18 protein-coding genes and 1 pseudogene are annotated in these 24,756 nt (G+C 35.8%); 11 read left to right on the top strand and 8 right to left on the bottom strand.

The features are described from left to right. Positions 1 to 6 precede the first annotated feature (6 nt). Positions 7 to 3,717 carry a metallophosphoesterase gene (locus BMY56_RS04905; protein ID WP_091620716.1) on the bottom strand — a complete coding sequence of 1,237 codons (3,711 nt, stop codon included), beginning with the start codon at positions 3,715 to 3,717 and terminating at the stop codon, positions 7 to 9. Between the two features lie 57 nt (positions 3,718 to 3,774). On the opposite strand from BMY56_RS04905, the gene BMY56_RS04910 reads away from it, so the two are divergent. Further along, entirely contained in the window at positions 3,775 to 4,992 is a 1,218-nt protein-coding gene (locus BMY56_RS04910) for a Pycsar system effector family protein (RefSeq protein ID WP_091620719.1), read from the top strand. Here BMY56_RS04910 and BMY56_RS04915 read toward each other — a convergent pair. Further along, complete coding sequence (locus BMY56_RS04915) at positions 4,981 to 7,353, bottom strand: GAF domain-containing protein (protein ID WP_091620722.1); 2,373 nt, start codon at positions 7,351 to 7,353, stop codon at positions 4,981 to 4,983. The two genes, BMY56_RS04910 and BMY56_RS04915, sit on opposite strands and share 12 nt — an antisense overlap. A 111-nt stretch (positions 7,354 to 7,464) precedes the next feature. Here BMY56_RS04915 and BMY56_RS04920 point away from each other — a divergent pair, with 111 nt between their 5' ends. The 9 genes and pseudogenes from BMY56_RS04920 to BMY56_RS04960 all read left to right on the top strand — a co-directional run bounded on the left by BMY56_RS04920 (position 7,465) and on the right by BMY56_RS04960 (position 16,472). Continuing rightward, positions 7,465 to 8,364 (top strand): metallophosphoesterase family protein, encoded by a 900-nt coding sequence (locus tag BMY56_RS04920; protein ID WP_091620725.1) that lies wholly within the window; start codon positions 7,465 to 7,467, stop codon positions 8,362 to 8,364. A gap of 7 nt (positions 8,365 to 8,371) precedes the next feature. Continuing rightward, positions 8,372 to 9,541 carry a helix-turn-helix domain-containing protein gene (locus BMY56_RS04925; RefSeq protein WP_091620727.1) on the top strand — a complete coding sequence of 390 codons (1,170 nt, stop codon included), beginning with the start codon at positions 8,372 to 8,374 and terminating at the stop codon, positions 9,539 to 9,541. 77 nt (positions 9,542 to 9,618) lie between these two features. Continuing rightward, on the top strand, positions 9,619 to 10,737 hold the full coding sequence (locus BMY56_RS04930) for an acyltransferase family protein (RefSeq protein ID WP_091620730.1): 1,119 nt from the start codon (positions 9,619 to 9,621) through the stop codon (positions 10,735 to 10,737). A gap of 194 nt (positions 10,738 to 10,931) precedes the next feature. After that, positions 10,932 to 11,631 (top strand): annotated as a pseudogene (aqpZ, locus tag BMY56_RS04935) (aquaporin Z). Positions 11,632 to 11,728: 97 nt separating this feature from the next. After that, entirely contained in the window at positions 11,729 to 13,045 is a 1,317-nt protein-coding gene (locus BMY56_RS04940; protein WP_091621806.1) for a gluconate:H+ symporter, read from the top strand. A 13-nt stretch (positions 13,046 to 13,058) separates the two neighbouring features. After that, entirely contained in the window at positions 13,059 to 13,526 is a 468-nt protein-coding gene (locus BMY56_RS04945) for a RidA family protein (RefSeq protein ID WP_091620733.1), read from the top strand. Between the two features lie 5 nt (positions 13,527 to 13,531). Continuing rightward, on the top strand, positions 13,532 to 14,644 hold the full coding sequence (locus BMY56_RS04950) for a D-TA family PLP-dependent enzyme (protein ID WP_091620737.1): 1,113 nt from the start codon (positions 13,532 to 13,534) through the stop codon (positions 14,642 to 14,644). A gap of 2 nt (positions 14,645 to 14,646) precedes the next feature. Next, the gene (locus BMY56_RS04955; protein ID WP_091620739.1) at positions 14,647 to 15,711 is read left to right on the top strand and encodes a dipeptidase; all 1,065 of its coding nucleotides are present in this window, start codon (positions 14,647 to 14,649) and stop codon (positions 15,709 to 15,711) included. 107 nt (positions 15,712 to 15,818) lie between these two features. After that, a complete protein-coding gene (locus tag BMY56_RS04960) occupies positions 15,819 to 16,472 on the top strand; it encodes a hypothetical protein (RefSeq protein WP_091621809.1) in 654 nt (217 codons plus the stop codon). A 61-nt stretch (positions 16,473 to 16,533) separates the two neighbouring features. Here BMY56_RS04960 and BMY56_RS04965 read toward each other — a convergent pair whose 3' ends face one another. Both BMY56_RS04965 and BMY56_RS04970 read right to left on the bottom strand, forming a co-directional pair. Continuing rightward, entirely contained in the window at positions 16,534 to 18,711 is a 2,178-nt protein-coding gene (locus BMY56_RS04965) for an acylase (RefSeq protein WP_091620742.1), read from the bottom strand. A 47-nt stretch (positions 18,712 to 18,758) separates the two neighbouring features. Beyond that, a complete protein-coding gene (locus BMY56_RS04970) occupies positions 18,759 to 19,832 on the bottom strand; it encodes a TPM domain-containing protein (RefSeq protein WP_245737140.1) in 1,074 nt (357 codons plus the stop codon). 106 nt (positions 19,833 to 19,938) lie between these two features. Here BMY56_RS04970 and BMY56_RS04975 point away from each other — a divergent pair, with 106 nt between their 5' ends. Beyond that, positions 19,939 to 21,675, top strand: a complete 1,737-nt coding sequence (locus BMY56_RS04975) for an ABC transporter ATP-binding protein (protein WP_091620747.1) — start codon at positions 19,939 to 19,941, stop codon at positions 21,673 to 21,675. 121 nt (positions 21,676 to 21,796) lie between these two features. Here the strand turns inward: BMY56_RS04975 and BMY56_RS04980 are convergent, their stop codons facing one another. From BMY56_RS04980 to BMY56_RS04995, 4 genes are all read right to left on the bottom strand, one after another. Continuing rightward, entirely contained in the window at positions 21,797 to 22,129 is a 333-nt protein-coding gene (locus tag BMY56_RS04980; RefSeq protein WP_091620750.1) for a 2Fe-2S iron-sulfur cluster-binding family protein, read from the bottom strand. Positions 22,130 to 22,199: 70 nt separating this feature from the next. After that, on the bottom strand, positions 22,200 to 23,258 hold the full coding sequence (locus BMY56_RS04985) for an NAD(P)/FAD-dependent oxidoreductase (protein WP_091620754.1): 1,059 nt from the start codon (positions 23,256 to 23,258) through the stop codon (positions 22,200 to 22,202). 70 nt (positions 23,259 to 23,328) lie between these two features. Further along, positions 23,329 to 23,571, bottom strand: a complete 243-nt coding sequence (locus tag BMY56_RS04990) for a NifU family protein (RefSeq protein WP_091620757.1) — start codon at positions 23,569 to 23,571, stop codon at positions 23,329 to 23,331. 2 nt (positions 23,572 to 23,573) lie between these two features. Then, positions 23,574 to 24,719: an Mrp/NBP35 family ATP-binding protein gene (locus tag BMY56_RS04995; RefSeq protein ID WP_091620760.1), complete on the bottom strand. Its 1,146-nt coding sequence runs from the start codon at positions 24,717 to 24,719 to the stop codon at positions 23,574 to 23,576. Positions 24,720 to 24,756: the final 37 nt, after the last annotated feature.

The following is a 24,756-nucleotide window of genomic DNA, read 5'->3' on the forward strand; positions in this document are numbered from 1 at the left end:
TCGTTTTTAGAAACCGAAACCTAACCCAAAGGTAAATCTAGCCCCATCTTCACTTGCAAATAGTGCGGTATTAATAGATATAATATCAGAGGCATTCAAAAAGAATCCGCCACCGTATGACGTATGCCATCTTTCAGAACTCAACCCAGGATACCAAACTCTACCATAATCAAACCCTCCAAATAGCCCCATGGCCATTGGCAGTAATCTTGTCCGCTTTTTATTTAGGCTAAATCTGATATCCGTATTTTGATAGTATGATGTTTTACCAGTAAATCGTTGATTTCTAAAACCTCGCAAACCATCTAAGCCACCAATACTTGCTGCCTGGTAAAACTCATAACCATTACCCATATTAAAATGGGCTTTCCATTTAGTAGCCAAAACTAAGCGGCCACTTGGAATCAATTTATAATCGAAACTTATTGAAGGTATAACATATCCATAATTACCTCCATCTGTAGAAATATTGTCTTTAAAACCAACTTGTAAAGAGCTTGCCATACCTAATGTAGGAAAAGCTTCATTATCTCTGTTTTCATATGAATATCCTGCATGAGCACCAATAAAATCGCTATTGGTCTCTTCCCCATTTTGTTGGTAAAATGTATTTATAAATCTATCATCTGTTTCTTCAACACTAATATCTTGATATGATAGACCAACCTTTACTTTTGCCCCTAATTCCCCTCTCCAAACCAAAGAAGGTGAAAATTCAATTTGCCTAAGTTTTACTCGATTGTAATCAAGTTCTAGGTCATCATCTAAATTTACTGTGTTATTCCCATATCCGAAAAAATTCACGGCAAAATTAGGACTAGTAAAACGAGCGGATATTTCGCCGTTCCAATTTTCAAACAAATGTGCAAACTCACCCTGGTATTTAAAATCAAAACCACTGGTAGCAAAATAATATGATGCCCCAAAAGTATGCTGTTGGGTGAATGGATTCTGTCTAAATCCGTTATAGGTATATGTATTCATAAATCCAATACGTATGCCATCATCAGGATTAAAGCCAACAGTAGGGATAATTTGATTAAAACTATTTCTTAATTTAAGAGGTTGATACGTGTTTAGTTCATAATCATCGGACAATTTAACTTTTGCCCCTCCTCTTTCTTCAAAGGTATTCTCTTTGCTTTTGTAATCATATAGCGCAATATTCTTTCCATTTTCAACTCTATAGATATCATTATTATGGCCACCTATTATCCTAACTTTTACCCCATTATAATTTAAAGGATTGTTAACTTCAAAAATATCATCATCATCTAAACCAAATACCCATATTTCTTTGGTATCCTCTTTTGTAAATACTTTGTAAAAGAATAACTTATCCTTTTTACCATCTATATTTCTATATACTTTTACTTCTGTTTCTTTTTCATCAAGTCTGTTTATTTCAAACCAATCGTCCTTATCGGTACCTGCGACAACCGCATACTTATTCAATATTTTATAATACTCTTCAGCTGTCTCTTGAATATGACTTAAACGTGCTAACAAAATATTCTTTATCTCTTCGACTGTTTCATCGCGAACCTCTTTAGGAAAGGCTTCGAATGCTTTGTCAATGGCACTAACAGTCAAATTTTCTTGTAAATACTTTGCTTGAGCTAACCATTGGCTTTTTTCAGTTTCACCTAATAAGGTCAGATCCAAAACATAAGTCATCGGTGAAGAATTGAAACCTTTTACGCTTCTAATATCTTTATTAAAACCTTCCATGAGTCTTAAACCAGGTATAATACGTGTAGCAATGTTCATTAATGCTCCATCTCCCATTTTAGAATATACTTGGTCGCGATCTCTAGGTATAGGTCTATAAATTATTTTTTTCTTATCTTCAAATTCTGCCCAACGCCATTGGTCTACATGCCTATCCCAATCTCCCAAAACCATATCAAATAGTCTAGATCTTAGATATAAATCTTTATCGACTCCATACTTTTCATCATCACGTAAATCTTCAAGCATGCTATCGGTGCTTTTTAATTCGTTCGCGTAACCAAAACTCGCCAAATCGCCATGACCATCACCAGTATGTTCTTCTATCATATACAGCTCATCACCAAAAGAATCATTGTACTGCTTTAACGCAGGTTGTTTTGGCACATAGTAAAGTACAGGGTTAGTATGGTATATACCAACTGCATCTGAGAGCACACCTGTCGTAAACGGTCCATATGGGTGTGACCCGGTATAAAAATCTTGTAATATTTCTTGGGTATACGTTTCTTTTAAATCATCTAGCACATATTGGTCTTTAAATGCCATAGACTGTAAATAAAGCTCAGCGCTCTTTTTCAAAGCCCTCATTACATATTCTCTACCATCTTTATGTTGAAGACGTAAAGATTTAGACTGATGGCCTCCGCCTTTTTTTACAGGAACTAAACCGCCCATCAATGTATCAAGATTTACAGTTGGCACCTTGACCTCAGTACCATAATATTTACGATAACGTTCTCCCCAAACTCCTTTAAAGAAACCACTTTTATCAATTTCTTTTTTAGTGTAAACCGATGCTTTTACAGAATCAGGAAAGTTAGTTGTAAAGTCACCTATATATTCATTTAAAGTAGGTGGTAAAACAACATTGGTAAATAAAAAATCTTCTTTTTTATCTGTACCAACAGCATAAAATCGAACTCTAGAAGAACCATCAGTATACACTTCTAAAGTAGCAAATCCCATTTTACCTGTATTAAATTGAGATCCATTCAATAACTTAGTAGTACCCTCTTTTGATCCAGACCCACTAACAATCTGCGGCGTATTATTTTCAACTATATATTGTAATGTATGCTCATGACCCGATACAAATATTACCCGTTCAGAAAATTGAGCCAATGTAGTCATCCTGTTCATTAGCTCTCTATATCGCTTATTATTTAAATCTTCTATTGATGCACCAGATGTATTTCTTAAAACATTAATGAATGTACCCAAAACCGGAATTGGGAATGGTAATTCTTTGGGGTAAAATTGTTTTCTTAAGGAATATTGACCACCATGAGGACCATAACTGCTTGAAGGATGATGCATGGCAATAACTGTAGTTCTATCACGATAATCTTTAATAGCATCTTCAAGTTCTAACAAGAACTTTTCCCTACTTTTTATATCGCACTTGTCATTCATATCGGGCCTTTTATCCCAATTGGTAAGGTACCACTCCGTATCTATGGTTATAATCGCTATATCGTCACCAATTTCAACAACATCAATAGGGCAACCGTTTTCCGGTAAAAATGGATTCTTTTGTTTTAAGGCCTTTTTAATATAATCTTCTTCACGCTCAAGACCAACTAATCCTTCTGTATACCAATCATGATTACCTGGAATAAAAAGTGGTCTTCCTTTAAAATCGTCAAGTGTTTTCAACTGTGCATCTAAATGATTTTTTGCAGTCAAATAGGCCACTGTTGAATCTTTTGGGTCTGGCAAACCTGCTGGATATATATTGTCACCCAAAAAAATAGCGGTACTATTCTTATCTGCCTTATCTAATTTATCTTTAAAAATCTTAAGTGCAGGGTTCATACTTCCCATAGGTGATAAACCAGCATCACCTATTAAATAGAATGTATGTGAAATCTCTTTTAACTCTTTAACATCTACAGCATATTTCTCATCTACATACTTAGTGCTATATGTAGCGCAACTAGTAATGAATAATAAAATTAACAGATAGGAATAATATTTTTTCATAGCAATGTAACCCTATTTATATTTTCGTAATTTGTGTAATTCTAACCAACAGTTTCTATGTCGAACATTTTAGAGAAGACACAACAGTTTGTAGTCGAGCTACTTACCACCAAATTGGATAAAAATTTTCTGTACCACAACCTAAGACATACACAAAGAGTCGTTAAAAGTACTAAAGAATTACTTGAGGCATGTTCTCTTTCCAATCAAGAAAGAGAGCTATTACAATTAGTAGCTTGGTTTCATGACACTGGTTACACCAAAGGAACTGAAGCACATGAAGAAAGTAGTTGTGAAATAGTAGAAGCGTTTTTATTGAAAGAAGGGTATTATAAAGAAGGAATAGAGAAAATCAAAGCATGCATTAGGGCCACAAAATGGAATGCCAAACCATCTAATTTGATGGATGAAATCATTCGAGATGCAGATTCTTCTCATTTTGCCCAAAGTAGCTACATAGAAACTTCAGAGTTATTACGTGAAGAACTGAAGCTTTTAGGCATTAAAGATTATAGCCCAAAAGAATGGTTAGACGGAAATATTAAGGTTTTTAGAACTGACCATCACTACTATACAGATTATGCTAAAGAGCATTGGTTAGAAAAAAAAGATAAAAACCTTAGAAAATTAATTAAGGATAAAAAATCTGAAAAAAAACTAGCCAAAAAAGAAAGACTAAAAGTTAAGTTTAAAAGTGAGAGTCCAGATCGAGGAATCCAAACTTTATATCGTGTAACTTTAAAAAATCATATTGCCCTTAGTGATATTGCAGATACCAAAGCAAATATTCTATTATCTGTAAATGCCATTATTATCTCATTGGCCCTATCTAATCTTATTCCAAAATTAGATAATCCTTCAAACGATTATTTAATTTACCCAACCGTAATATTCGTTTTGTTTGCTATTATTTCAATGATATTGGCCGTATTGGCAACCAGACCAAACGTTACCAGCGGTGAATTCACTAAAGAAGATGTAGAAAATAAAAATGTTAATCTATTGTTCTTCGGTAATTTCCATAAAATGAATTTGACAGAATATGAGTGGGCAATTCAACAAATGCTAAAAGACAAAGACTACATCTACACCTCATTGACAAAAGATCTTTACTTTCTAGGTATTGTATTAAATAGAAAATATAAACTTTTACGTTGGACCTATACCATTTTCATGATAGGAATGATTTTATCGGTTATCGCGTTTGCAATATCTTTTAAATTCTATGGTCCAGATCGTAAATTAGAGCTACTAAGTCAGGTGTTATTCTTTTAAAGCTTCCATCAAATCCTCATAAGTGTAGGTCTTTTCAGGCTCTTGATCTCTTTTGTATAGAATTTCGGCACGTATAGCTTTTAAACCAGAAACACCCTGTAAACCTTCTAGCTCTACAATTTCAATCTTATCGGTGAAATAGCCTTTAGATCTTAAGAATGTGATGTATCTCAAATATTCTAACTCATCTTTTTTCTGAGAATAAACTATAGAAAGTAATCCTTTTTGCGTTAAACGTTGAGTAGTTCCTTTTATAAATGATTTATCAATTCTCTTTTTAATTACCTCATAACGAGCGTTATATGTGCCGTCAACATCAAATTGTTTTTCATCCATTCTAAATCGGATAGACAATGATGTATTATATACCAATATCAATGATGTGGCATCTAATGGTATCGGTAATTTTGGTTTTAATACATAATGAACATTCTCCATTTCACACATAACCTGCAATTGCCACAATCTAAGATTGTTTAGATATAAATTATTGTAGTCTGTATTTTCTGAAATAGAAGCGCCGATATACATATTATGTTCAACACCATCGGTTTTATAGCGCTCATAATAATGAGGAAACATTGCCTGTGCACTTTCCTGTCTTTTATCTATTACCGAAGACAGCTTCTTATTAATTAACGTAACACTTTCATCATAATTTTTTCTATGATCATAATAAGAATCTGTTCCCAGATCTATTTTAGCCTCATAAGCCAAAATATGTTTTTCTAAAACAACATCTGACTTTTTAAGGTGTTCAAAAACTGGAGAAATTTCATCTTTAACAAAGTCGAAAATGGATTGTTCACTATTTGTATATAGCATTTCTTTAATGCTTTCAAGATGATTGTTCACCCTAAAATTTAATTCTTCGTAGATAGGTAAATTCCATTTTTTCAATGCAATTACCAAGACATCATTAATTTCAGAAAGTTGAATCATCAAATCTCTTTGAATAGCTAAATTTCTAGCTTTCGATGAGTCTTTTATATCAATTTGTCCAAATAACGGATAAACATCTTTAAAAACAATTTCTCTAAAAGTAGGTGCTTTACCTTCTAGTTGATCGTTCAAAAACCTTTTGGCTTCCTCTTGAAATTTCCAATAAACAGATGAGTGCACAGAAGTACATTCATTTTGAATTATAGCATCTATTCTATTATTTTTTTCATTATTATTACGAACTAATGCTGAAACAATATATGGCAATACATCATCAAGCTTTTGAGCATTAACACCATTAAGCACCCCTTTTTTCTCAGATACTATTTCCAAAATTCCTAAGAGTTTATTCTCATAGGCAATAGGTGCAAAAATTGCACTCTGAACTCCCTGCTTTTTTAAGCCTGCATAAGGCTCCATCCCGCTAGATTGTTCAGCCATCCGATTAACATCTGTAATTGCAAAATATGAATTTTCCTTAATCAGTTTTCTGTAAGATTCTTCACAAAGCGCACGCTTACAACCGACTATTACTTCTCCATTTAAAAGATAACTTTCAAACCCCATACCTGCAACTGCCTCGAACTGATCTTGTCTTACATTGAAGTTTGCGAACCCTACTCTAATATTTGGCAACTTAAAAAACGATTTAAAAGTTTCTTGAAGTTCTTCCGTAAAATTATCTGGAGCCAAATGGTCCTTTGAAATCAATTTTGACTTTATATCAGAAATTGCCTGTTCCATAGTAACATCGAACAAATTGGCGATAACAAATCCTTTAGATATAAAACTTTCAGGTGGAATTTTATCCATCCAAAGATCAACATCATTTGGCCTTGCAAGTAATTCATCTACATCTTCTTGGGTAATCTTCTTAGATTTTTCTGTAGGAATAATGTTAATAAAATCAGCATTATATAAAACGCGATAGTGACGCATTACTCCATTAACATCTGGTATATCATAAAAGTATGGGCGACTAAAGTCTAACTGAAAACCATAGTAGAAATTTAATATGACCACACAGCTCATAATATAATCCATATCGTCGCCAAGACTTCGCAGTTCTGGCTCATACTCCTTACCCGCTTCGCTAATAATTTTCTGAAAGCGTTTCGAAGACTTTATAATGGTATTTTGATAAGGTAAGGTAGCCACCTTTATTTCATTCGTACTTAAAGCTTCCGTAAATGTATCTTGTAAAATACGATCAATTACGTCCTTATATTTTTCTAACAATGTAAAATCAGAAAATCCGTCACGTAATTCTGGGTATTCGCTTTGAGCATACAATATTCTCTCGGCAGTAGCGGCTAAAAAGGGATCATCACCTTCTAAATGTTCATCGTACTTCTTGAGAAGTTCTTCAAAACTAATGAGGTGCTTTACAGGCATTATCTTTCTCTCGTGCTGAACCATGAATTATTTAGTCTACTAAATCACTGTAAAGTTACAAAACAATACAAGTTTTTTAGGAGACTCACCCCCTATGGTTAACTGGATTTTCGGATATTTAACGAAAAATAGCCCATGTCATCGGATAGTAGACTTAATAGAGCTTATGAAAATGCCAAGGTCATTCCATTTGACAACAACTCTAAATTCATACTTTTTAGTGATTGTCACAGGGGTGACAACAGTTTTGCCGATGAATTTGCCAATAATAGAAACATCTATTTTCATGCCCTAAAATTTTATCATTCAGAAGGATTTCAATACTGCGAGCTCGGTGATGGTGATGAACTTTGGGAGAATATTAATTTTGCATCCTTATTTGAAGCCCACAAAAATATTTATAAACTTTTAAAGCAATTTCATTTAGAACATAGATTACATATGATTTGGGGAAACCATGATATGGTCTATAAAGATGAAGATTACGTAAAGAAACACCTGTCAAGTTATTTTGAACCGATAGAAGATAAAGACAAGGCGCTTTTTGAAGGAATTAAATATCATGAAGCAATTATCTTAAAACATAGGGACACTCAACAAGAAATTTTTCTAACCCACGGCCACCAGGCTGATTGGTGGAATTATACTTTTTGGCGTTGGGGTAGATTTTTAGTGAGGGTACTCTGGAAACCATTACAGGTTTGGGGTATTGCTGACCCAACATCACCAGCCAAGAACTACACAGAACTTATAAAAGTTGAACGACGTATTAAAAAATGGATCCTTAAAAACAGTTTAAAAGTAACCGTTGTTGGCCATACGCATAGACCCCGTTTTCCTGAACCGGGCGATATACCCCTATTTAACGATGGTAGTTGTGTACACCCAAGAAGTATTACTGGAATTGAAATAGAAAAAGGCAACCTCTCTTTAATAAAATGGCAGATAAATACCACAGATGATGGTACATTACGCGTAGTTCGTATTTTGTTAGAAGGACCTCAAAAATTAAAAGATTATTTAGAAAAAAGTTAAAGTGAACATGCTCAATGATCTCATAGAACAAATTCCGATAAGACATAATCTTACGTCAAGTTTTATGCTATTAGGCGTTGTTCAAAATCTATTTTTAAGCATTGTACTTTTCACCAAGAGCAAAGGTAATTTACCGTTGATTTATTTAGGACTCTTAATCTTTTTTGGAGCAATTGTATTTTTGGACACCTATTTATGCTACACTGGCCTAATGAAATATATACTAGTATTGAATGATTCAACTGAAGCCCTGGTTCTGTTGATAGGACCATTTCTATACTTTTCTATTTATGGTTTTTTAAAAAGAACATCTATTTCATTTAAGAAACATTGGTGGCATTTTGTTTTACCACTTGGTTATTTTATATCTCAAATCCCATTTTATCTTGCTCCTATTTCTGTAAAATTGAATGCCTATTTAGGCGCATATTACAGTAAAATGGAAACTGCAACCGTTCCAGAATCATTTAATTATAATTATCATTTTATAAAAGACATTTTAGATTGGCTCATACTTTTTAGCCTTTTGCTATATACATTACTGAGCTTAAAATTGGTCAGAGAAGAATGGTTCAGAAACTTAAACAATAATGCTGAAAAAAAATCGTCCAAATATATTTTCACACGAAATTCAGCTATTATACTATGTGCCTTCTTTCTGCTTCTATTTTTAATTTTCTACATATTTGATGATGATGGAGGCGATCATTATATTTCAATTTTTCAAACCATAGTCGCTTTTTCAACAACCTACATAATTATTACAGAATCACGATTCTTTGACAAATCTTGGGTTGCCGACAAATACGAGACCTTAGGTAAACCAATTAAAGAAATAGCATTTACTGATATTGAAAAATTTGTTGATGTTGAGTGTTATTATTTGTCCAAAAATACAAGTTTGAATGATTTGGCCAATCTTTTGAATATTCATCCCAATCAAATATCAAAATCAATAAACTCAGGGTTTGGCTCTAATTTTAACCATTATATCAATTCGAAAAGAATTGTTGTTGCTAAGGAAAGACTTGTTGATCCACAATACAATAAACTTACTATAGAAGCAATTGGAGATTCAGTAGGCTTCAAATCTAAGTCTGCTTTTTACAATGCTTTTAAAATTCAAACAGGCTACTCACCATCTCAGTACGTAAAGTCAATCTCTCCAAAATTGTAATTATGGACGAATTGTAAATGCTAAAATTTAATTTCCATATCATATTCCCTCAATTTTGACCAATTAAATATTGGGTCATGGAAAAAACATTTAGGAGGTACGATTTAGATTGGTTACGGGTAGTGGTCTTTTCGCTTTTGATTTTTTATCATGTCGGGATGTTCTTTGTCCCTTGGGGATGGCATCTAAAAAACAATATTATCTATGATTGGATTAAATGGCCAATGCTATTTTTGAATCAGTGGCGTTTACCCATTTTGTTCCTAATATCTGGTATGGGTACCTTCTACGCTTTATCAAAAAGAACTATTTGGCAGTTTAATAAGGAACGGTTTCTAAGATTAGGTATTCCACTGCTATTTGGGATGTTGGTGGTAGTGCCGCCACAAATATATTTTGAACGATTGGCAGAAGGTCAATTTCAAGGTTCCTATTTACATTATCTCAGTACCGTAGCTTATGAAGGTATCTATCCCGAAGGAAATATCAGCTGGCATCATCTCTGGTTTTTACCCTATCTATTTGTTTTCTCAGTGTTACTTTCAACCATCTTTGTGTATATCAAAAAAAGAAAAACCAAAATAGTTGATTGGTTTAGCAAAGTGATACAAAAGCCATTCGGACTCTATATTTTCACCCTACCCTTGTATTTATTAGAATCATTACTTGAACCTTTTTATGATATCACGCATGATTTAATTAATGACTGGTTTAATTTCTTTTCCTCAATGACCTTATTTTTCTTTGGATTTATCATGGTATCATGTGGTCAAATTCTTTGGATAGAGATAGAAAAAATACGTAAAAAAGCGTTTATTCTAGGCATTCTATGCTTCATAGGATTACTCATTATATGGCAATTTGAAGATGGTTATACTAGACATTTTACCGAAGCCCTTTTAAAAATTATTAATCTTTGGTCTTGGATATTGGTGCTATTGGGTTACGCCGCCAAACATCAAAATAAACCTAGTAAATTGTTGAGTTATGCGAATAGGGCCGTTTACCCTTTCTATATTCTTCATCAAACCATAACTGTTGCGATAGCTTATTACCTGATGTATTTAGATTGGGGATTGTTACCAAAAGCGCTTATTCTTGTTATTGGAACATTTTTAATTAGCTGGATTATTTATCACTTTATCATTCTAAAAATAGGTCTTCTGCAACCACTATTTGGTATAAAAAATAAATGACAGAATTACGAACTAAACACTTTTGAGTTCGTATTGATACAGCGTTTTAAAAACAACTCATAAATCCTTTCCATGCAAAATTTTCTGCAAAATTGAATCTACACTAGGTGTTTATTAAACAAAATGGTTAAAATTATGTGACTTACGTAATGTTTTTATTTCTAAATAAATAGAAACCAAATAACCTTTTTAAAATGAAAAAAATAATAGCAGAATTTGTTGACACCCTTTGGTTGGTGCAAGGTGGCTCTGGTAGTGCCGTACTTGCCGCAGGATTTCCTGAATTAGGAATTGGCTTTGTTGGGGTTTCCCTTGCCTTCGGTTTAACTGTAATTACAATAGCTTATGCCATTGGCCATATTTCTGGTTGTCACTTAAATCCCGCAGTCTCAATAGGCCTTTGGGTAGTTGGCCGTTTTGATGTGAAAAACGTACTACCTTATGTAATTGCCCAAGTCATAGGTGGTATTGCTGGGGCAGCAATACTTTTCTTAATCGCTTCAGGCAAGCCTGATTTTGTTATTGGTGGTTTTGCAGCCAACGGTTATGCCGAACACTCCCCAGGCGGATTCAGTATGACATCAGCATTAATTATTGAGGTGGCAATGACTTTCATTTTCATATTTGTTATTTTAGGATAAACCTATACCAAGGCGCCAAGAGGTTTCGCAGGCTTGGCAATAGGCCTTTGTTTAACCCTAATACATTTAATTAATTAGTATACCTGTTACAAATACTTCTGTAAATCCAGCAAGAAGTACCAGCCAGGCTCTTTTTGTTGGTGATTGGGCCATTGACCAACTATGGTTATTTTGGCTAGCCCCAATTGTAGGCGCCATTTTAGCAGGTCTACTTTATAAAATTAGTTCTCCAGAATTAACGGATCGTAAGTAGATTTTTATTGAATAGGCTCAACGTGTTTAGATAAAATATGTTGAGCTTATTTTTTATGGTATATTTAGGTTATCAACCTATTCAAACCAAATATAATATGCCATTAATCATTGTCATTTTAGGAATTTTACTCTTATTTATCCTCATTGCCAAATTCAAACTTAATGCCTTCATCACCTTCATTATAGTATCACTGTTTGTTGGTATTGCCGAAGGTATGGAGCCGTTATCTGTGGTAGACTCCATTCAAAAAGGAATTGGAAACATACTTGGTTTCCTTGTTATTATTTTAGGCCTAGGAGCAATGCTAGGAAAGCTGGTGGCAGATAGTGGGGCTGCACAACGCATCACAACAAAATTGGTAGAGAAATTCGGAAAAAAGAACATTCAATGGGCAGTGGTCCTAACAGGATTTATTGTAGGTATCCCTATGTTTTATTCCGTCGGATTTGTGATTTTAGTACCCTTGGTCTTTACCATAGCCGCCGCAACCGGGCTACCACTATTATATGTAGGGTTACCCATGTTGGCTTCCTTATCGGTTACTCATGGTTATTTACCTCCACATCCTGCACCAACAGCCATTGCGGCCACATTTAGTGCAGATATCGGTAAAACATTATTATACGGAATATGTGTTGCCATACCAGCTATCATCGTTGCTGGACCATTACTTTCCAGAACACTAAAGGGAATTAATGCGACTCCACTTAAAGAATTTTTAAATCCGGTTATTTTAAAGGAAGAAGAAATGCCGAGTATGGCAAATAGTATTATTAGTGCACTTCTACCTGTTATTCTAATCGCTATTGCTGCGTTAGCTGAGTTTGCATTACCCGATTCCTTTTTCTTGAAGAAGACCTTGATTTTTATGGGAAATCCGGCAATAGCAATGCTTATTTCAGTTTTGGTGGCGATTTACACCTTAGGTTTAGGTCGTGGTAAAAAAATGAAAGAGGTTATGGACTCGGTAGGTAGTGCTATAACGGGAATTACCATGGTTTTACTAATCATTGCTGGTTCTGGCGCATTAAAACAAGTGCTTATCGATAGTGGTGTTAGTGAATACATCGGTGCCATGCTACAAGAATCATCTATCTCCCCATTAATATTAGCTTGGCTGATAGCCACCGTTATTAGAGTTTGTGTCGGTTCTGCTACGGTTGCAGGTTTAACTGCTGCCGGTATCGTCTTACCGCTTACCCAAGGAACAGGTGTTAGTCCAGAATTAATGGTATTAGCAATAGGCTCTGGTAGTTTAATGTTGTCCCATGTTAACGATAGCGGATTTTGGTTATTTAAGGAATATTTCAACCTTTCGGTCAAAGACACCTTAAAAAGCTGGACTGTTATGGAAACTACAGTTGGTGTTATGGGCCTAGTAGGTGTCTTAGTTATTAATATGTTTATTTAAAATCTAAAGTATTATGAAAATGAAACCTTCAGAAAGAATTAAAGAGTTGGGTCTGGTTTTACCCCCTGCACCACCTCCTGCAGGCCTTTACAAACCTGTTTTAGTGGTTGACCACTTTTTATACATTTCCGGTCAAGGTCCAATGAAAAATGACGGTTCATTAATTATTGGCCGTGCAGGGCATGACATGACTATGGAGGAAGCTAAAGTAGCTGCACGGCAAGTTGCACTTACCATGTTATCTACCATACAAACTCATTTTGGAGATATCGATAAGATTAAAAGAATTGTCAAAACCTTGGGTATGGTAAATTCCACCCCTGATTTTGGACAGCAACCATTGGTCATCAATGGTTTCAGTGAACTTATGGCAGATATTTTCGGACCCGATAATGGCGTAGGTGTACGGAGTGCAGTTGGTATGATACTACCTGGTGGCATCCCTGTTGAAATAGAAGCTCATTTCGAACTACATCACTAAGAGCTATGCAAAAGAAAAATTGGTATTCCTTAAAAAATACACAGGAAGTTATCTCTCCTTCTTTATTGGTTTATCCTGATAGAATTCAACATAATATAGAGTTGATGATCTCTATGATTGGCGATGTAAATCGTTTGCGTCCGCATGTAAAAACATACAAGAACGCGAATATCATAAATATGCAGATGGCACGCGGAATTAAGAAATTCAAATGCGCTACCATCGCCGAAGCAGAATTACTTGGTAATTGTAATGCTCCAGATATTTTGTTGGCCATGCAACCTATTGGGCCAAATGCTCAACGGTATATTGAATTAACAAAACAATACCCAAATTCAAAATTTTCTACTATAGTCGATAACGAGACAATGGTTTCTATTTTAGGGAATTTAGCAGAGGCCAATAATGTCAAAATTCATCTTTGGGTTGATATTAATAATGGTATGAACAGAACTGGTATTGCTCCAGATAAAAAAGCCTTAGAGTTATTTACACAATTAAACAATCACCCTAATTTGATAGCAGAAGGCCTTCATGTTTATGATGGTCATTTAAGAAATACCGACCCGAAAATAAGAGAGGCAGAATGCAATACTGCTTTTGAAGAGGTCGAATTATTAAAAAAATCTATAGAAGACCAAGATATCCCTAGCCCAAAAATTATTGCTGGTGGGTCTCCGACGTTTCCATTTCACTGCAAACGCAAAAATGTAGAATCAAGTCCAGGTACAACCTTATTATGGGATATAGGTTATGGTGCTCAATTTCCTGAAATGAATTTTCTACCTGCTGCTGTTTTACTAACTCGAATACTCAGCAAACCTACTACCGGTATCTTATGTTTTGATTTGGGACATAAATCAATAGCTCCAGAAATGCCTTTTCCACGGATTGAATTTTTAGACCTTGAGCACAGTAACCAAATTAGTCAATCAGAAGAGCATTTAGTAGTTGAATATGATGATTTGACCATTCCAGAAGTAGGTGATGTTCACTATGCCATACCAAAACACATTTGCCCAACAGTTGCGAAATACGATACATTAACTGTTGTAAAAGATGGCATTATTATCGACTATTGGAAAGTAACCGCTAGAACCCATAAATCTACTATTTAAGCATGTTTATATTTGATGCGCATTTAGACCTGTCCATGAATGCTATGGACTGGAATCGTGACCTCACATGGTCAATAGAAGAAATAAGAAAGAGCGAACAGGGTTTAACCGATAAGCCAGGTCGTGGCAACAACACGGTTTCTCTAGAGGCTATGAGAGAAGGAAATATAGGACTCTGTATGGCTACCCAAATTGCACGCTATGTGCATAAGGACAATACCCTACCGGGATGGAAATCACCGCAGCAGGCTTGGGCACATACGCAAGGTCAATTGGCTTGGTACAAGAGTATGGAAGAAGCTGGCGAAATGGTACAGATTACTAACAGAACCCAACTAGAGGCCCACCTAGAACTTTGGAAGTCTGATGAAGAAAAAAAACCTATTGGTTATTTATTAAGCCTAGAAGGCGCAGATTCTATAGTCGATATCTCGTACCTACAAAAATCTTACGACCTAGGCCTACGTGCAATTGGGCCTGCTCATTATGGCCCTGGAACATATGCTCATGGCACAAATTCTGTAGGTGGCATTGGTACGAAAGGAAGAGAACTATTAAAAGAAATTCAACGATTAGGAATTATATTAGATGTTACCCACTTATGTGACCTTAGCTTTTGGGAAACTATGGTGAATTATGACGGTCCTCTATGGGCCAGCCATAATAATTGTAGAGCATTAGTAAATCATCATAGACAATTTACCGATGAGCAGTTGAAAGAAATTATTGCGCGAAAAGGCGTAGTTGGGGTTGTTTTAGATGCTTGGATGATGACGGCAACATGGGAACGCGGAGTATCAACACCTGAATCCGCTAACGTAAGTTTACAGCAAATACTTGATAATATTGACCATATATGTCAACTTTCTGGAAATGCAGACCATGTCGGTATTGGCTCTGACCTTGATGGCGGTTTTGGAAAAGAACAAGGGCCGGCGGATGTTGACACTATTGCCGACCTTCAAAAAATAGTGAGTTTGTTGGAAAATAGAGGATACATTCAGTCGGATATTGAAAAAATAATGAATGGAAATTTTATCGGCTTTCTAAGAAAAAATCTCAAATAATTGTAATTCGTTTATCGAATAATCATAGTATCGAAGTTAATTTAACGAAGCCTTAAGTACGCATGGCAGGGTATTTGTTATCTTTATTTCATCATATTGATAACTCAATGAGGAAACCTTTTTTTCTTTTTAGTATTTTATTCTGTTTTAACGTGGTTATCGTTTCCGCACAAACAGATTTACCTACGTCTAAGCCACTTAAAATTGAAAGTGCAAATCCTATTGAGCCTTTAGGAAAACCAAGTGCGGGTCCTGTATTAAATATGCCTTCTCTAATTAAAGAGCAGCCTAATGTTAATATGAAAGACCCAAATCCTGTTAAAATGCTGCGCGATGAAGAATTGGTTCAAGCTGGTACAGGTATGAAAATTGACCCTCGAATTGGTCCTGGTGAACGTTTAGGTGGTTCAGGACAATTTTTTGCTGACCAGTATTTAGGAGACGTGAAAAGCAGTGGAAAATTTATAGGTATTGTTTGTAGAGATCATGAATATGTAGATGGTGACCGAGTTAAAATCTACATGAATGATATGGTTATAGAGCCAAACCTATTACTTACCGGTGCATTTAAAGGAGTGAATGTCGATTTGCAAGATGGTTTCAATCGTTTAGATTTCGAAGCACTAAATCATGGGTCTTCTGCACCAAATACTGCCCAGGTCGATGTGTATAATGATAAAGGAGAATTAATTTATTCGAACAAATGGCTTCTATCCGCAGGTTCGAAAGCTACGTTGATTGTAACCAAAGAATCTATGTAGGTCTACTACTTCTCTTTATTGGATATACCTACCATTAGTACATACCAATACGCTTATAATATTATCTTTTCCCTGGAGTATATGTTTCTTGCGCTCTTTTTAATACATCTTCTCGATAATAAGCCGCATCCTTCCAATCTATGTTTAGATACTTTTCGGTTTGATCGTCAAAATGAGGTGATGTTGAATCACCACTTTGTCCGCCTGCCAAAATGGTTTTTGCTTTTACTTTATCCCCAAATTCTACCGCGGCAACAAAACTATTGCCTCGTGTACCGTATATTTTTTTAGCGCCAGGTGCAGTATATCTTGCCCCATAAGCAGCTAAAGCACCCCAAGTTCCCGAAGCAAAACCTACACCAATACTTGGTAAACCATCATTGAACGCTTGCCTAATATCACCATTTAAACGTTGGTATCGGTTGACTTCGCCCCAAGGCATTTTCCATGTTCCAAAATCATCATTTAAAATTTTTATAGTCTCTTTAAATACCGCCAGCTTTTCGGTATTAGGAGAGTCACTTCCCCAATATTCGACCAACTCCATACTATTAAGACCCGTTGGTCGAACTGCTTTTTGGTAATTCAACGTGCCATAGAAATGTGCTAAAGTCATCGCTACAGATTCTTTTGAAGTTCTATAGTCCCAATTGCGAAACACCTCAATCGCTTCTTTTAACTCCTTTTTTGGGCTAGCGTCATATGCTTTTACCAAACCAGGAATCAGCGCTTTAAAGGCTGGCAAATATGGATCGTGCGCTAATTGAATTAAACTATCGATGGTATATCCTTTTCTATCCGTTAGTAATTCAATGGCATGCACACCCCTAAAATTCTCTTGGTCTTTCGACATATAATTGGGATAATTCTCTTTTTTCGGACTGAACTCCAATGCTGAAGTATAGGGCGTAGAATTACAATTCTGAATCCATCCATTTTCTGGATTCAATACCAAAATATTTTCATCGACCGTGTGCAACCCTTGCCAATCTGTTTTGGGATTACTACCATCTACGGGCTCTTCATAATTAAACCTCACATCTCTTTTAGGAACAAAATTTCCGTGGAAATAAGCAATATTACCTTCTGCATCGGCATACACCGTATTGTTACTTGAATTCGTGCGAATGTCCATCATTTCACGAAATCCTTTATACCCACTTTGCTTGGTTCTAATAAAAGACTGCTCAAGTGCCTTTACAGGTTCCCACATCATAGCCGAAGCGGTCCATTGGCCATCGGCAAGGTGCGTTATTGGTCCGTGGTGTGTTCTGTAAGCGGGATATTTTTTTTCTTTAAGCTCATCGCCATCCAAATATTTAAGCACTATTTCAGATGATGTTACTGGGCGTAATTCTTCACCATATTGATACAACAGATTATCATCGTTTTTGACAATGGTTTCCTTGAATTCATCCATAACATCCGTGTAGGTCGATGTATGCATCCAACCCGTCTTTTCATTGAAACCTTGATATACAAAAAACTGTCCCCAAGTAACCGCTCCGTAGGCATTCAACCCTTCCTCCGAAACCACATGAACTTCTCCTCGAAAATAGAATGAGGTATGCGGATTAATCAATAACAACGGATTACCTGACTGCGTTAATTTTCCTGAAATTGCGATTCCGTTAGACCCTTGCGGTTCTTCTGCTTCCTTTTCCTTTTTCATTTGCAGCAATTGAATCTCTGGTAATGCCATATCGCTTTCATAAAAAGCCGCTATTTTTTTTGTAGAAATTCGCTCAATATCCCCACCTATTGAACCTTCGCTAAAATACATGGGCATCCACGGTTCAAAATGTGTCAATAATCTTGGTTGTACCTCAGGATGCGTATAGAGATAATAATTTACCCCAGCGGCAAAGGAATCACACAATTTCTTTAACCAATCGGGACTCTTTTCATAATTAGCTTTCGCCTCTTCTTCAGTCATGAACAATTTAGCCCGTAAATCACTATACAACGCCTCTTCCCCATCTAATTCTGCCAGCCTGCCGGTTGCCCATATATAATTCTGCTCTACCCGATTAAAATCGTCTTCGCACTGCGCATATAATAATCCGAATACAGCATCAGCATCCGTTTTACCATAAATATGCGGCACACCAAAATCATCTCTTATAATTTCCACATTATCAGCTTGTTCTACCCATTTCTCTACTTCTGGATTTTTAGAATTTTCAGCCTTACAGGCTATAATCAATACAAAAACTACCAAGTAAATTATTCTGTTCATAAAAATGCTATTATCAATTGTTTGAAGGTATATAAATGTAACTGTTTTTACCAACTTCCGCTAGAACCACCACCGCCAGAACTACCTCCTCCACCAGAAAAGGAACTTGAACTACCGCCAGAAGAACTACTACCCGAACTAAATGAATGTGTTCCTGAAGAAGAAAATGTTTTTCTATAATATGTTTTATCGTTCTTTAACCAAGATATACCTAATTCTTCTTTACCCAGCACCTTAAGTTTTATAAAAGCTATGATTGCTGCAATACCAAAATAAGGTAGTAGTAACCACAGTAAAACAGTTGGTTCATCAAAAACCTGTTTAGCGGCTTCGTGATTAGACGAATATATACTGTAAGCTACAACAAGCGGTACCATCATAAAAATCAGTCCAAAAATGCTTGACAGAGACCCAGCTACAATCATAAAAAATCCAGGTATGACTCCTAGTTTACCCATAAAAATTCCCCTAAAAACTTCTATTATATTTTTATAGCTCTTATAGAAGAACAATCCACCTACGGAGGTAAAAATCAAAAGGAAGAAACCAAGAAATAGATACCCGATAAGTTGGTCGTTATCTTCTTCGTCGGCTATCTCTTTTTTAAATTCTTCTAAAGCATCCGGGTTATTTAAAAATTCTATTAATTGATCTGTAGCTTCATTTATACCTTGAAAATATTTCTCCTCCTTAAAATTAGGAATCATGGTATTTCTTATAATTCTTGAAGCGACGGCGTCTGTAATATAAGGCTCTAAACCATAACCCACTTCTATTCTCACCTCTCTATCGAATGCTGAAAACAAAATCAACAAACCATTGTCCTTTTCTTGTTGCCCAATGCCATTTTGATTAAAAAGACCATTGGCATAGGTTTCAATCGTATCAAAACCCAATTCTTCTATAGTAACAACAACTAACTGATTCGTCGTTTTATTTTCAAAATCCACCAATTTTTGGTTTAAACCTTCAACTTGATTTTTAGTGAATATCTGTGCACTATCAGTTACAAACTCTTGTAACTGATAATACTGTTGCTGGGCATTAGCATGCACTGAGTTTAATAAAAGAAAGAATATGAGAATTTTATTGCTCATGGCTAAATCGATACCGACACTCAAATATAAAAACCTTTATCGATACTGTACCCCAATTTCAAAACCTTATCAATAAACATTCAAATCTTTAGAATTGAAGTAACTTGCAGACTTTTAAAATCTCCTTTTCATGTCAGAAAAAAAAGTAACTATACTTTCCGCATTTAAAACTATCATTTGGCCCAGACGAAAGCTAGTCTTCATAGGATTACTGTTAATCGTAATCAGTAAAGCTGCAAGTTTTGTAGCACCCTTATCCCTTAAGTATTTAATGGATGATATTATACCCAATAAAAATGTAGACCTTTTAAAAATTCTGGTACTTTCCGTTGGTTTGGCAATATTAGTGCAAGCGGTTACTTCTTTTTTACTAACAAAAATACTAAGTGTTCAGGCTCAATATTTAATATCAGAGCTGAGGGCACAAGTACAAAAGAAGGTTCTTTCATTACCTATTCGATTTTTCGATAATACGAAATCAGGAGCATTGGTTTCTCGAATTATGAGTGATGTCGAAGGTGTTCGTAATTTAATAGGAACTGGATTAGTACAACTCGTTGGTGGCACTATAACAGCTGTAGTATCCTTGATATTACTACTCCGAATTAGTTGGACTATGACAATTTTCACTTTAATACCCTTGGCTATTTTTGCTTTAATTGCTTTAAAGGCATTTAAAGTTATTCGCCCCATATTTAGGAATAGAGGAAAAATAAATGCGGAAGTAACTGGTCGGCTAACCGAAACTTTAGGCGGTGTCCGTGTAATTAAAGGTTTTAATGCCGAGGAACAAGAAAATAGAATTTTTGAGGAAGGTGTAGAACGTCTTTTTCAAAATGTGAAGAAGAGTTTGACTGCAACTGCTTTTATGACAAGCTCATCTACTTTTTTATTAGGGTTGGCAACTACAGGTATTATGGGAATTGGAGGTTACAAAATAATGATGGGTGAATTGACCATTGGTGATTTCTTGACCTTTACCTTCTTGCTGGGTCTTATGGTGGCTCCTATTGTTCAAATGAGCAATATTGGCAGTCAACTTACAGAAGCATTGGCCGGTTTAGACCGTACCGAAGAACTGATGAATATGACTCCTGAATCTGATGAAGAAAATCGTACCGAAATACTGAAAAACCTAGAAGGCCATATCGTTTTTAATGATGTGTCATTTGCCTATGAAGAGGACAAAGAAGTGCTACATAACATAAGTTTTGAAGCAAGATCGGGAGAGGTTATTGCTTTGGTCGGTAGTTCAGGTTCTGGCAAAAGTACTATTGCAGGATTAGCAGCGACTTTTTTGAACCCACAATCAGGTGTAATTACCGTTGATGGGGAAGATATCTCTAAAGTGAACTTAGGTAGCTTTAGAAAACATCTAGGGGTCGTTTTACAAGATGAATTTCTTTTTGAAGGTACTATACGACAGAACATTCTTTTCCCGAGACCTGATGCAACAGAGGAGGAATTGACCGCAGCAGTAAATGCTGCTTATGTAAATGAATTTACAGACCGTTTTGATGACGGATTAGAAACATTGATTGGTGAACGTGGTGTTAAATTATCTGGTGGACAACGACAACGTATCGCCATAGCAAGAGCTGTGTTGGCCAACCCAAGAATTTTAATATTGGATGAAGCAACATCCAACCTTGATACGGAAAGTGAAGCATTAATTCAGAAAAGTTTAGCAGAACTTACTAAAGGCAGAACCACCTTTGTTATCGCACACCGCTTAAGTACCATTAGAAAAGCTGACCAAATTTTGGTAATTGAAAACGGACGTATTGCAGAGCAAGGAACACATGATGAATTGATTGCAACGGAAGGAAGGTACCATAACTTGTTTACATATCAGGCGAGGATATAATTTGGTCGTTTGCTGTTGGAAAATAAAAATTCTATTTTAAATTTTGGCGCCATGGAAAATCTTCAGAACGCCAATTCAACAGATTACTTCGTCACTAAAATGTACATTTCAATAAATGGTATTAAGCCTCTTCTGGAGCTAGCTCTACTTCTAGCCCATCCATATCTTCAGAAATATGTAATTGGCAACCTAATCGTGAATTATCTTTTACATTAAATGCCTCTGACAACATGGCTTCCTCATCATCACCCATCTCAGGAAGTTCGTGATCGGATAACACATAACATTGACAAGATGCACACATCGCCATACCACCACAAATACCTATTGTCCCTTCTGGAGCTAATTCGTACGAACGAACTACTTCCATTAAATTCATGTTCATATCTGTTGGTGCATCGATTTCATGTGAAATGCCCTCTCGGTCAATTATAGTAATTTTAATATCAGTCATTAAGTAACACTTTTTTAAGCCAATAGCATTGTACTCGTTTTACATCGCTCAGCATATCATTATAATTCATTTATTCTATGGCCTTCACGACCGCTTTTGGCGATTCCTTCTTACTACCGTCAAAACCTTCTACCCCACCTACCGTAGTATACTTCATAACATATTTCTTATCCGGAAATATTTTTTGAAATGCACTTTGGCACATTAAAGTTGCTTCATGAAAGCCACAAAGAATCAGTTTTAATTTGCCAGGATATGTATTTACATCTCCAATTGCATAAATACCGGGTATATTGGTTTGATAATCAAATGTATTGACCTTAATAGCATTTTTTTCTATTTCCAAGCCCCAGTCATCAATGGGCCCAAGTTTAGGAGATAGTCCGAATAAAGGAATAAAAGCATCAACAGCTAAGGTGATATCCTCTTTAGCATCACTAGTCTTACGAATTAAAACAGACTCCAGTGAATTCGTTCCATTTAACCCTATAATTTCTCCCGGGGTAACAAGGTTGATTTTTCCTTGATTTTTTAGTTCTTGTACTTTTTCAACGGAGTCTAAAGCTCCCCTAAATTCATTTCTTCTATGAACCAAGGTTACTTCTGATGCAACATTAGATAAGAAAATACTCCAATCGAGAGCAGAATCACCACCACCGGCAATGACCACTTTTTTATCGCGATAGACTTCAGGATCCTTGATCATATAGGCAACCCCATTATCTTCAAATTTTGTCAAATTTTCCAATAGTGGTTTTCTAGGCTCAAAACTCCCTAAACCACCTGCAATTGCTACAATTGGCGCATGGTGTTTCGTGCCTTTATTAGTGGTTACCACAAAAGAACCATCGTCTAGTTTTTCAATAGTTTCAGCGCGCTCACCCAAGGTAAAACCGGGTTGAAATGGCTTAATCTGTTCCATAAGATTATCTACCAAATCGCCTGCCAAAACTTCTGGAAAACCGGGAATATCGTAAATAGGTTTCTTAGGATAGATTTCAGAACACTGCCCACCTGCTTGAGGTAGCGCATCGATTAAATGGCATTTTAATTTTAATAGTCCTGCTTCAAAAACTGCGAAAAGACCCGTAGGTCCCGCGCCAATTATAAGTATGTCGGTCTTAATCATTAAAAAAAGTATTTTTAAAACCCTTCAAAGTTATTGTTATGCTTCATAATATATAATGACATATCTCAGGTTATACACCTACTACATTAATCACCTCTTCAATTTGTGGTGCGTATTTTTTAATCGTCATTTCCACACCACTTTTCAATGTCATTTGATTGACACTACACCCTACACAGGCTCCTTCCAATCTTACTTTTACGGAATTTTCTTCAACAGAAATCAATGTAATATCTCCTCCATCACTTTGTAAAAAAGGTCTGATTTCCTCTAATGCTTTTTCAACATTCAATGTTAGTTCTTCCGATGTCATATCTATTTTTTCTTAACAGCAGAACATCCTGCCATTGTTGTAATCTTTATTGCTTCGGTCGGAGGCAGTGTCTTATTTCTTCCAACAACCTCACTTACTACTTGCCTGGTGATTTCTTCAAAAGCAGCTTCTACAGGTGTGCCACTTTGTAATGCCGCAGGTCTACCTACATCACCCGCCTCACGTATACTTTGAACTAAAGGTATTTCACCAAGGAAAGGAACATTCAAATCTTCCGCAAGATGTTTTGCCCCTTCTTTACCAAATATATAATATTTATTTTCTGGCAACTCTGCTGGTGTAAAATAGGCCATATTTTCTATGATACCTAAAACTGGCACATTAATAGAGTCTTGTTGAAACATTGCCACTCCCTTTCTAGCATCTGCAAGAGCAACTTCTTGTGGTGTACTTACCACAACTGCGCCAGTAATTGGTAAAGCTTGCATAATGCTTAAATGAATGTCGCCCGTACCTGGGGGTAAATCGATCAACATAAAATCTAAATCGCCCCAATGTGCATCAAATATCATTTGATTTAGTGCCTTGGAAGCCATTGGCCCTCTCCAAATCACCGCTTGATCCCGTTGTGTAAAAAAGCCTATTGATAATAGTTTTACCCCGTAGCTTTCAACAGGTTTCATTTTAGATTTACCGTCTATATTTACCGCAAGTGGTTTTTCATTTGGCACATCAAACATAATCGGCATCGATGGCCCATAAATATCGGCATCTAACAAACCTACTTTAAAGCCCATTTTGGACAAAGTAACTGCCAGGTTAGCCGTAACAGTAGATTTACCAACTCCACCTTTACCTGATGCTACCGCGATTATATTAGAAATACCAGGAATAGCCTTTCCCTTTATTTCATTTACTTTATTTGGCTTAGTATCAGGAGCCTCTACTTTAACGTTAATCTTGATCTTTGCTTTCGCATAAACCTCTTTATGGATTATTTTTAAAATCTCGACCTCTGTCTTTTTTCGGGCTTGTAGACTAGGGTTTTTAATGGTAATATCAACCTCAACCTCATCGCCAAAAATTTGAATATTGGTAACTGCACCACTATCTACCATATTCTGACCCTCACCAGGAACCGTAATATGTTCCAAAGCCTTCAAAATGTCCTTTTTATCTATCTTCATTATATAAATTCATTCTAAACAACAAAGATAATCCTTA

The organism is Maribacter orientalis (assembly GCF_900109345.1).
In the GTDB taxonomy this organism is placed as follows: domain Bacteria; phylum Bacteroidota; class Bacteroidia; order Flavobacteriales; family Flavobacteriaceae; genus Maribacter; species Maribacter orientalis.

Bases quoted from the DNA above. Each gene is read 5' to 3' on its own strand.
- BMY56_RS04905 (WP_091620716.1), bottom strand. From the start codon at position 3,717: ATGAAAAAATATTATTCCTATCTGTTAATTTTATTATTCATTACTAGT.
- BMY56_RS04910 (WP_091620719.1), top strand. From the start codon at position 3,775: ATGTCGAACATTTTAGAGAAGACACAACAGTTTGTAGTCGAGCTACTT.
- BMY56_RS04915 (WP_091620722.1), bottom strand. From the start codon at position 7,353: ATGGTTCAGCACGAGAGAAAGATAATGCCTGTAAAGCACCTCATTAGT.
- BMY56_RS04920 (WP_091620725.1), top strand. From the start codon at position 7,465: ATGTCATCGGATAGTAGACTTAATAGAGCTTATGAAAATGCCAAGGTC.
- BMY56_RS04925 (WP_091620727.1), top strand. From the start codon at position 8,372: ATGCTCAATGATCTCATAGAACAAATTCCGATAAGACATAATCTTACG.
- BMY56_RS04930 (WP_091620730.1), top strand. From the start codon at position 9,619: ATGGAAAAAACATTTAGGAGGTACGATTTAGATTGGTTACGGGTAGTG.
- BMY56_RS04940 (WP_091621806.1), top strand. From the start codon at position 11,729: ATGCCATTAATCATTGTCATTTTAGGAATTTTACTCTTATTTATCCTC.
- BMY56_RS04945 (WP_091620733.1), top strand. From the start codon at position 13,059: ATGAAAATGAAACCTTCAGAAAGAATTAAAGAGTTGGGTCTGGTTTTA.
- BMY56_RS04950 (WP_091620737.1), top strand. From the start codon at position 13,532: ATGCAAAAGAAAAATTGGTATTCCTTAAAAAATACACAGGAAGTTATC.
- BMY56_RS04955 (WP_091620739.1), top strand. From the start codon at position 14,647: ATGTTTATATTTGATGCGCATTTAGACCTGTCCATGAATGCTATGGAC.
- BMY56_RS04960 (WP_091621809.1), top strand. From the start codon at position 15,819: ATGAGGAAACCTTTTTTTCTTTTTAGTATTTTATTCTGTTTTAACGTG.
- BMY56_RS04965 (WP_091620742.1), bottom strand. From the start codon at position 18,711: ATGAACAGAATAATTTACTTGGTAGTTTTTGTATTGATTATAGCCTGT.
- BMY56_RS04975 (WP_091620747.1), top strand. From the start codon at position 19,939: ATGTCAGAAAAAAAAGTAACTATACTTTCCGCATTTAAAACTATCATT.
- BMY56_RS04980 (WP_091620750.1), bottom strand. From the start codon at position 22,129: ATGACTGATATTAAAATTACTATAATTGACCGAGAGGGCATTTCACAT.
- BMY56_RS04985 (WP_091620754.1), bottom strand. From the start codon at position 23,258: ATGATTAAGACCGACATACTTATAATTGGCGCGGGACCTACGGGTCTT.
- BMY56_RS04990 (WP_091620757.1), bottom strand. From the start codon at position 23,571: ATGACATCGGAAGAACTAACATTGAATGTTGAAAAAGCATTAGAGGAA.
- BMY56_RS04995 (WP_091620760.1), bottom strand. From the start codon at position 24,719: ATGAAGATAGATAAAAAGGACATTTTGAAGGCTTTGGAACATATTACG.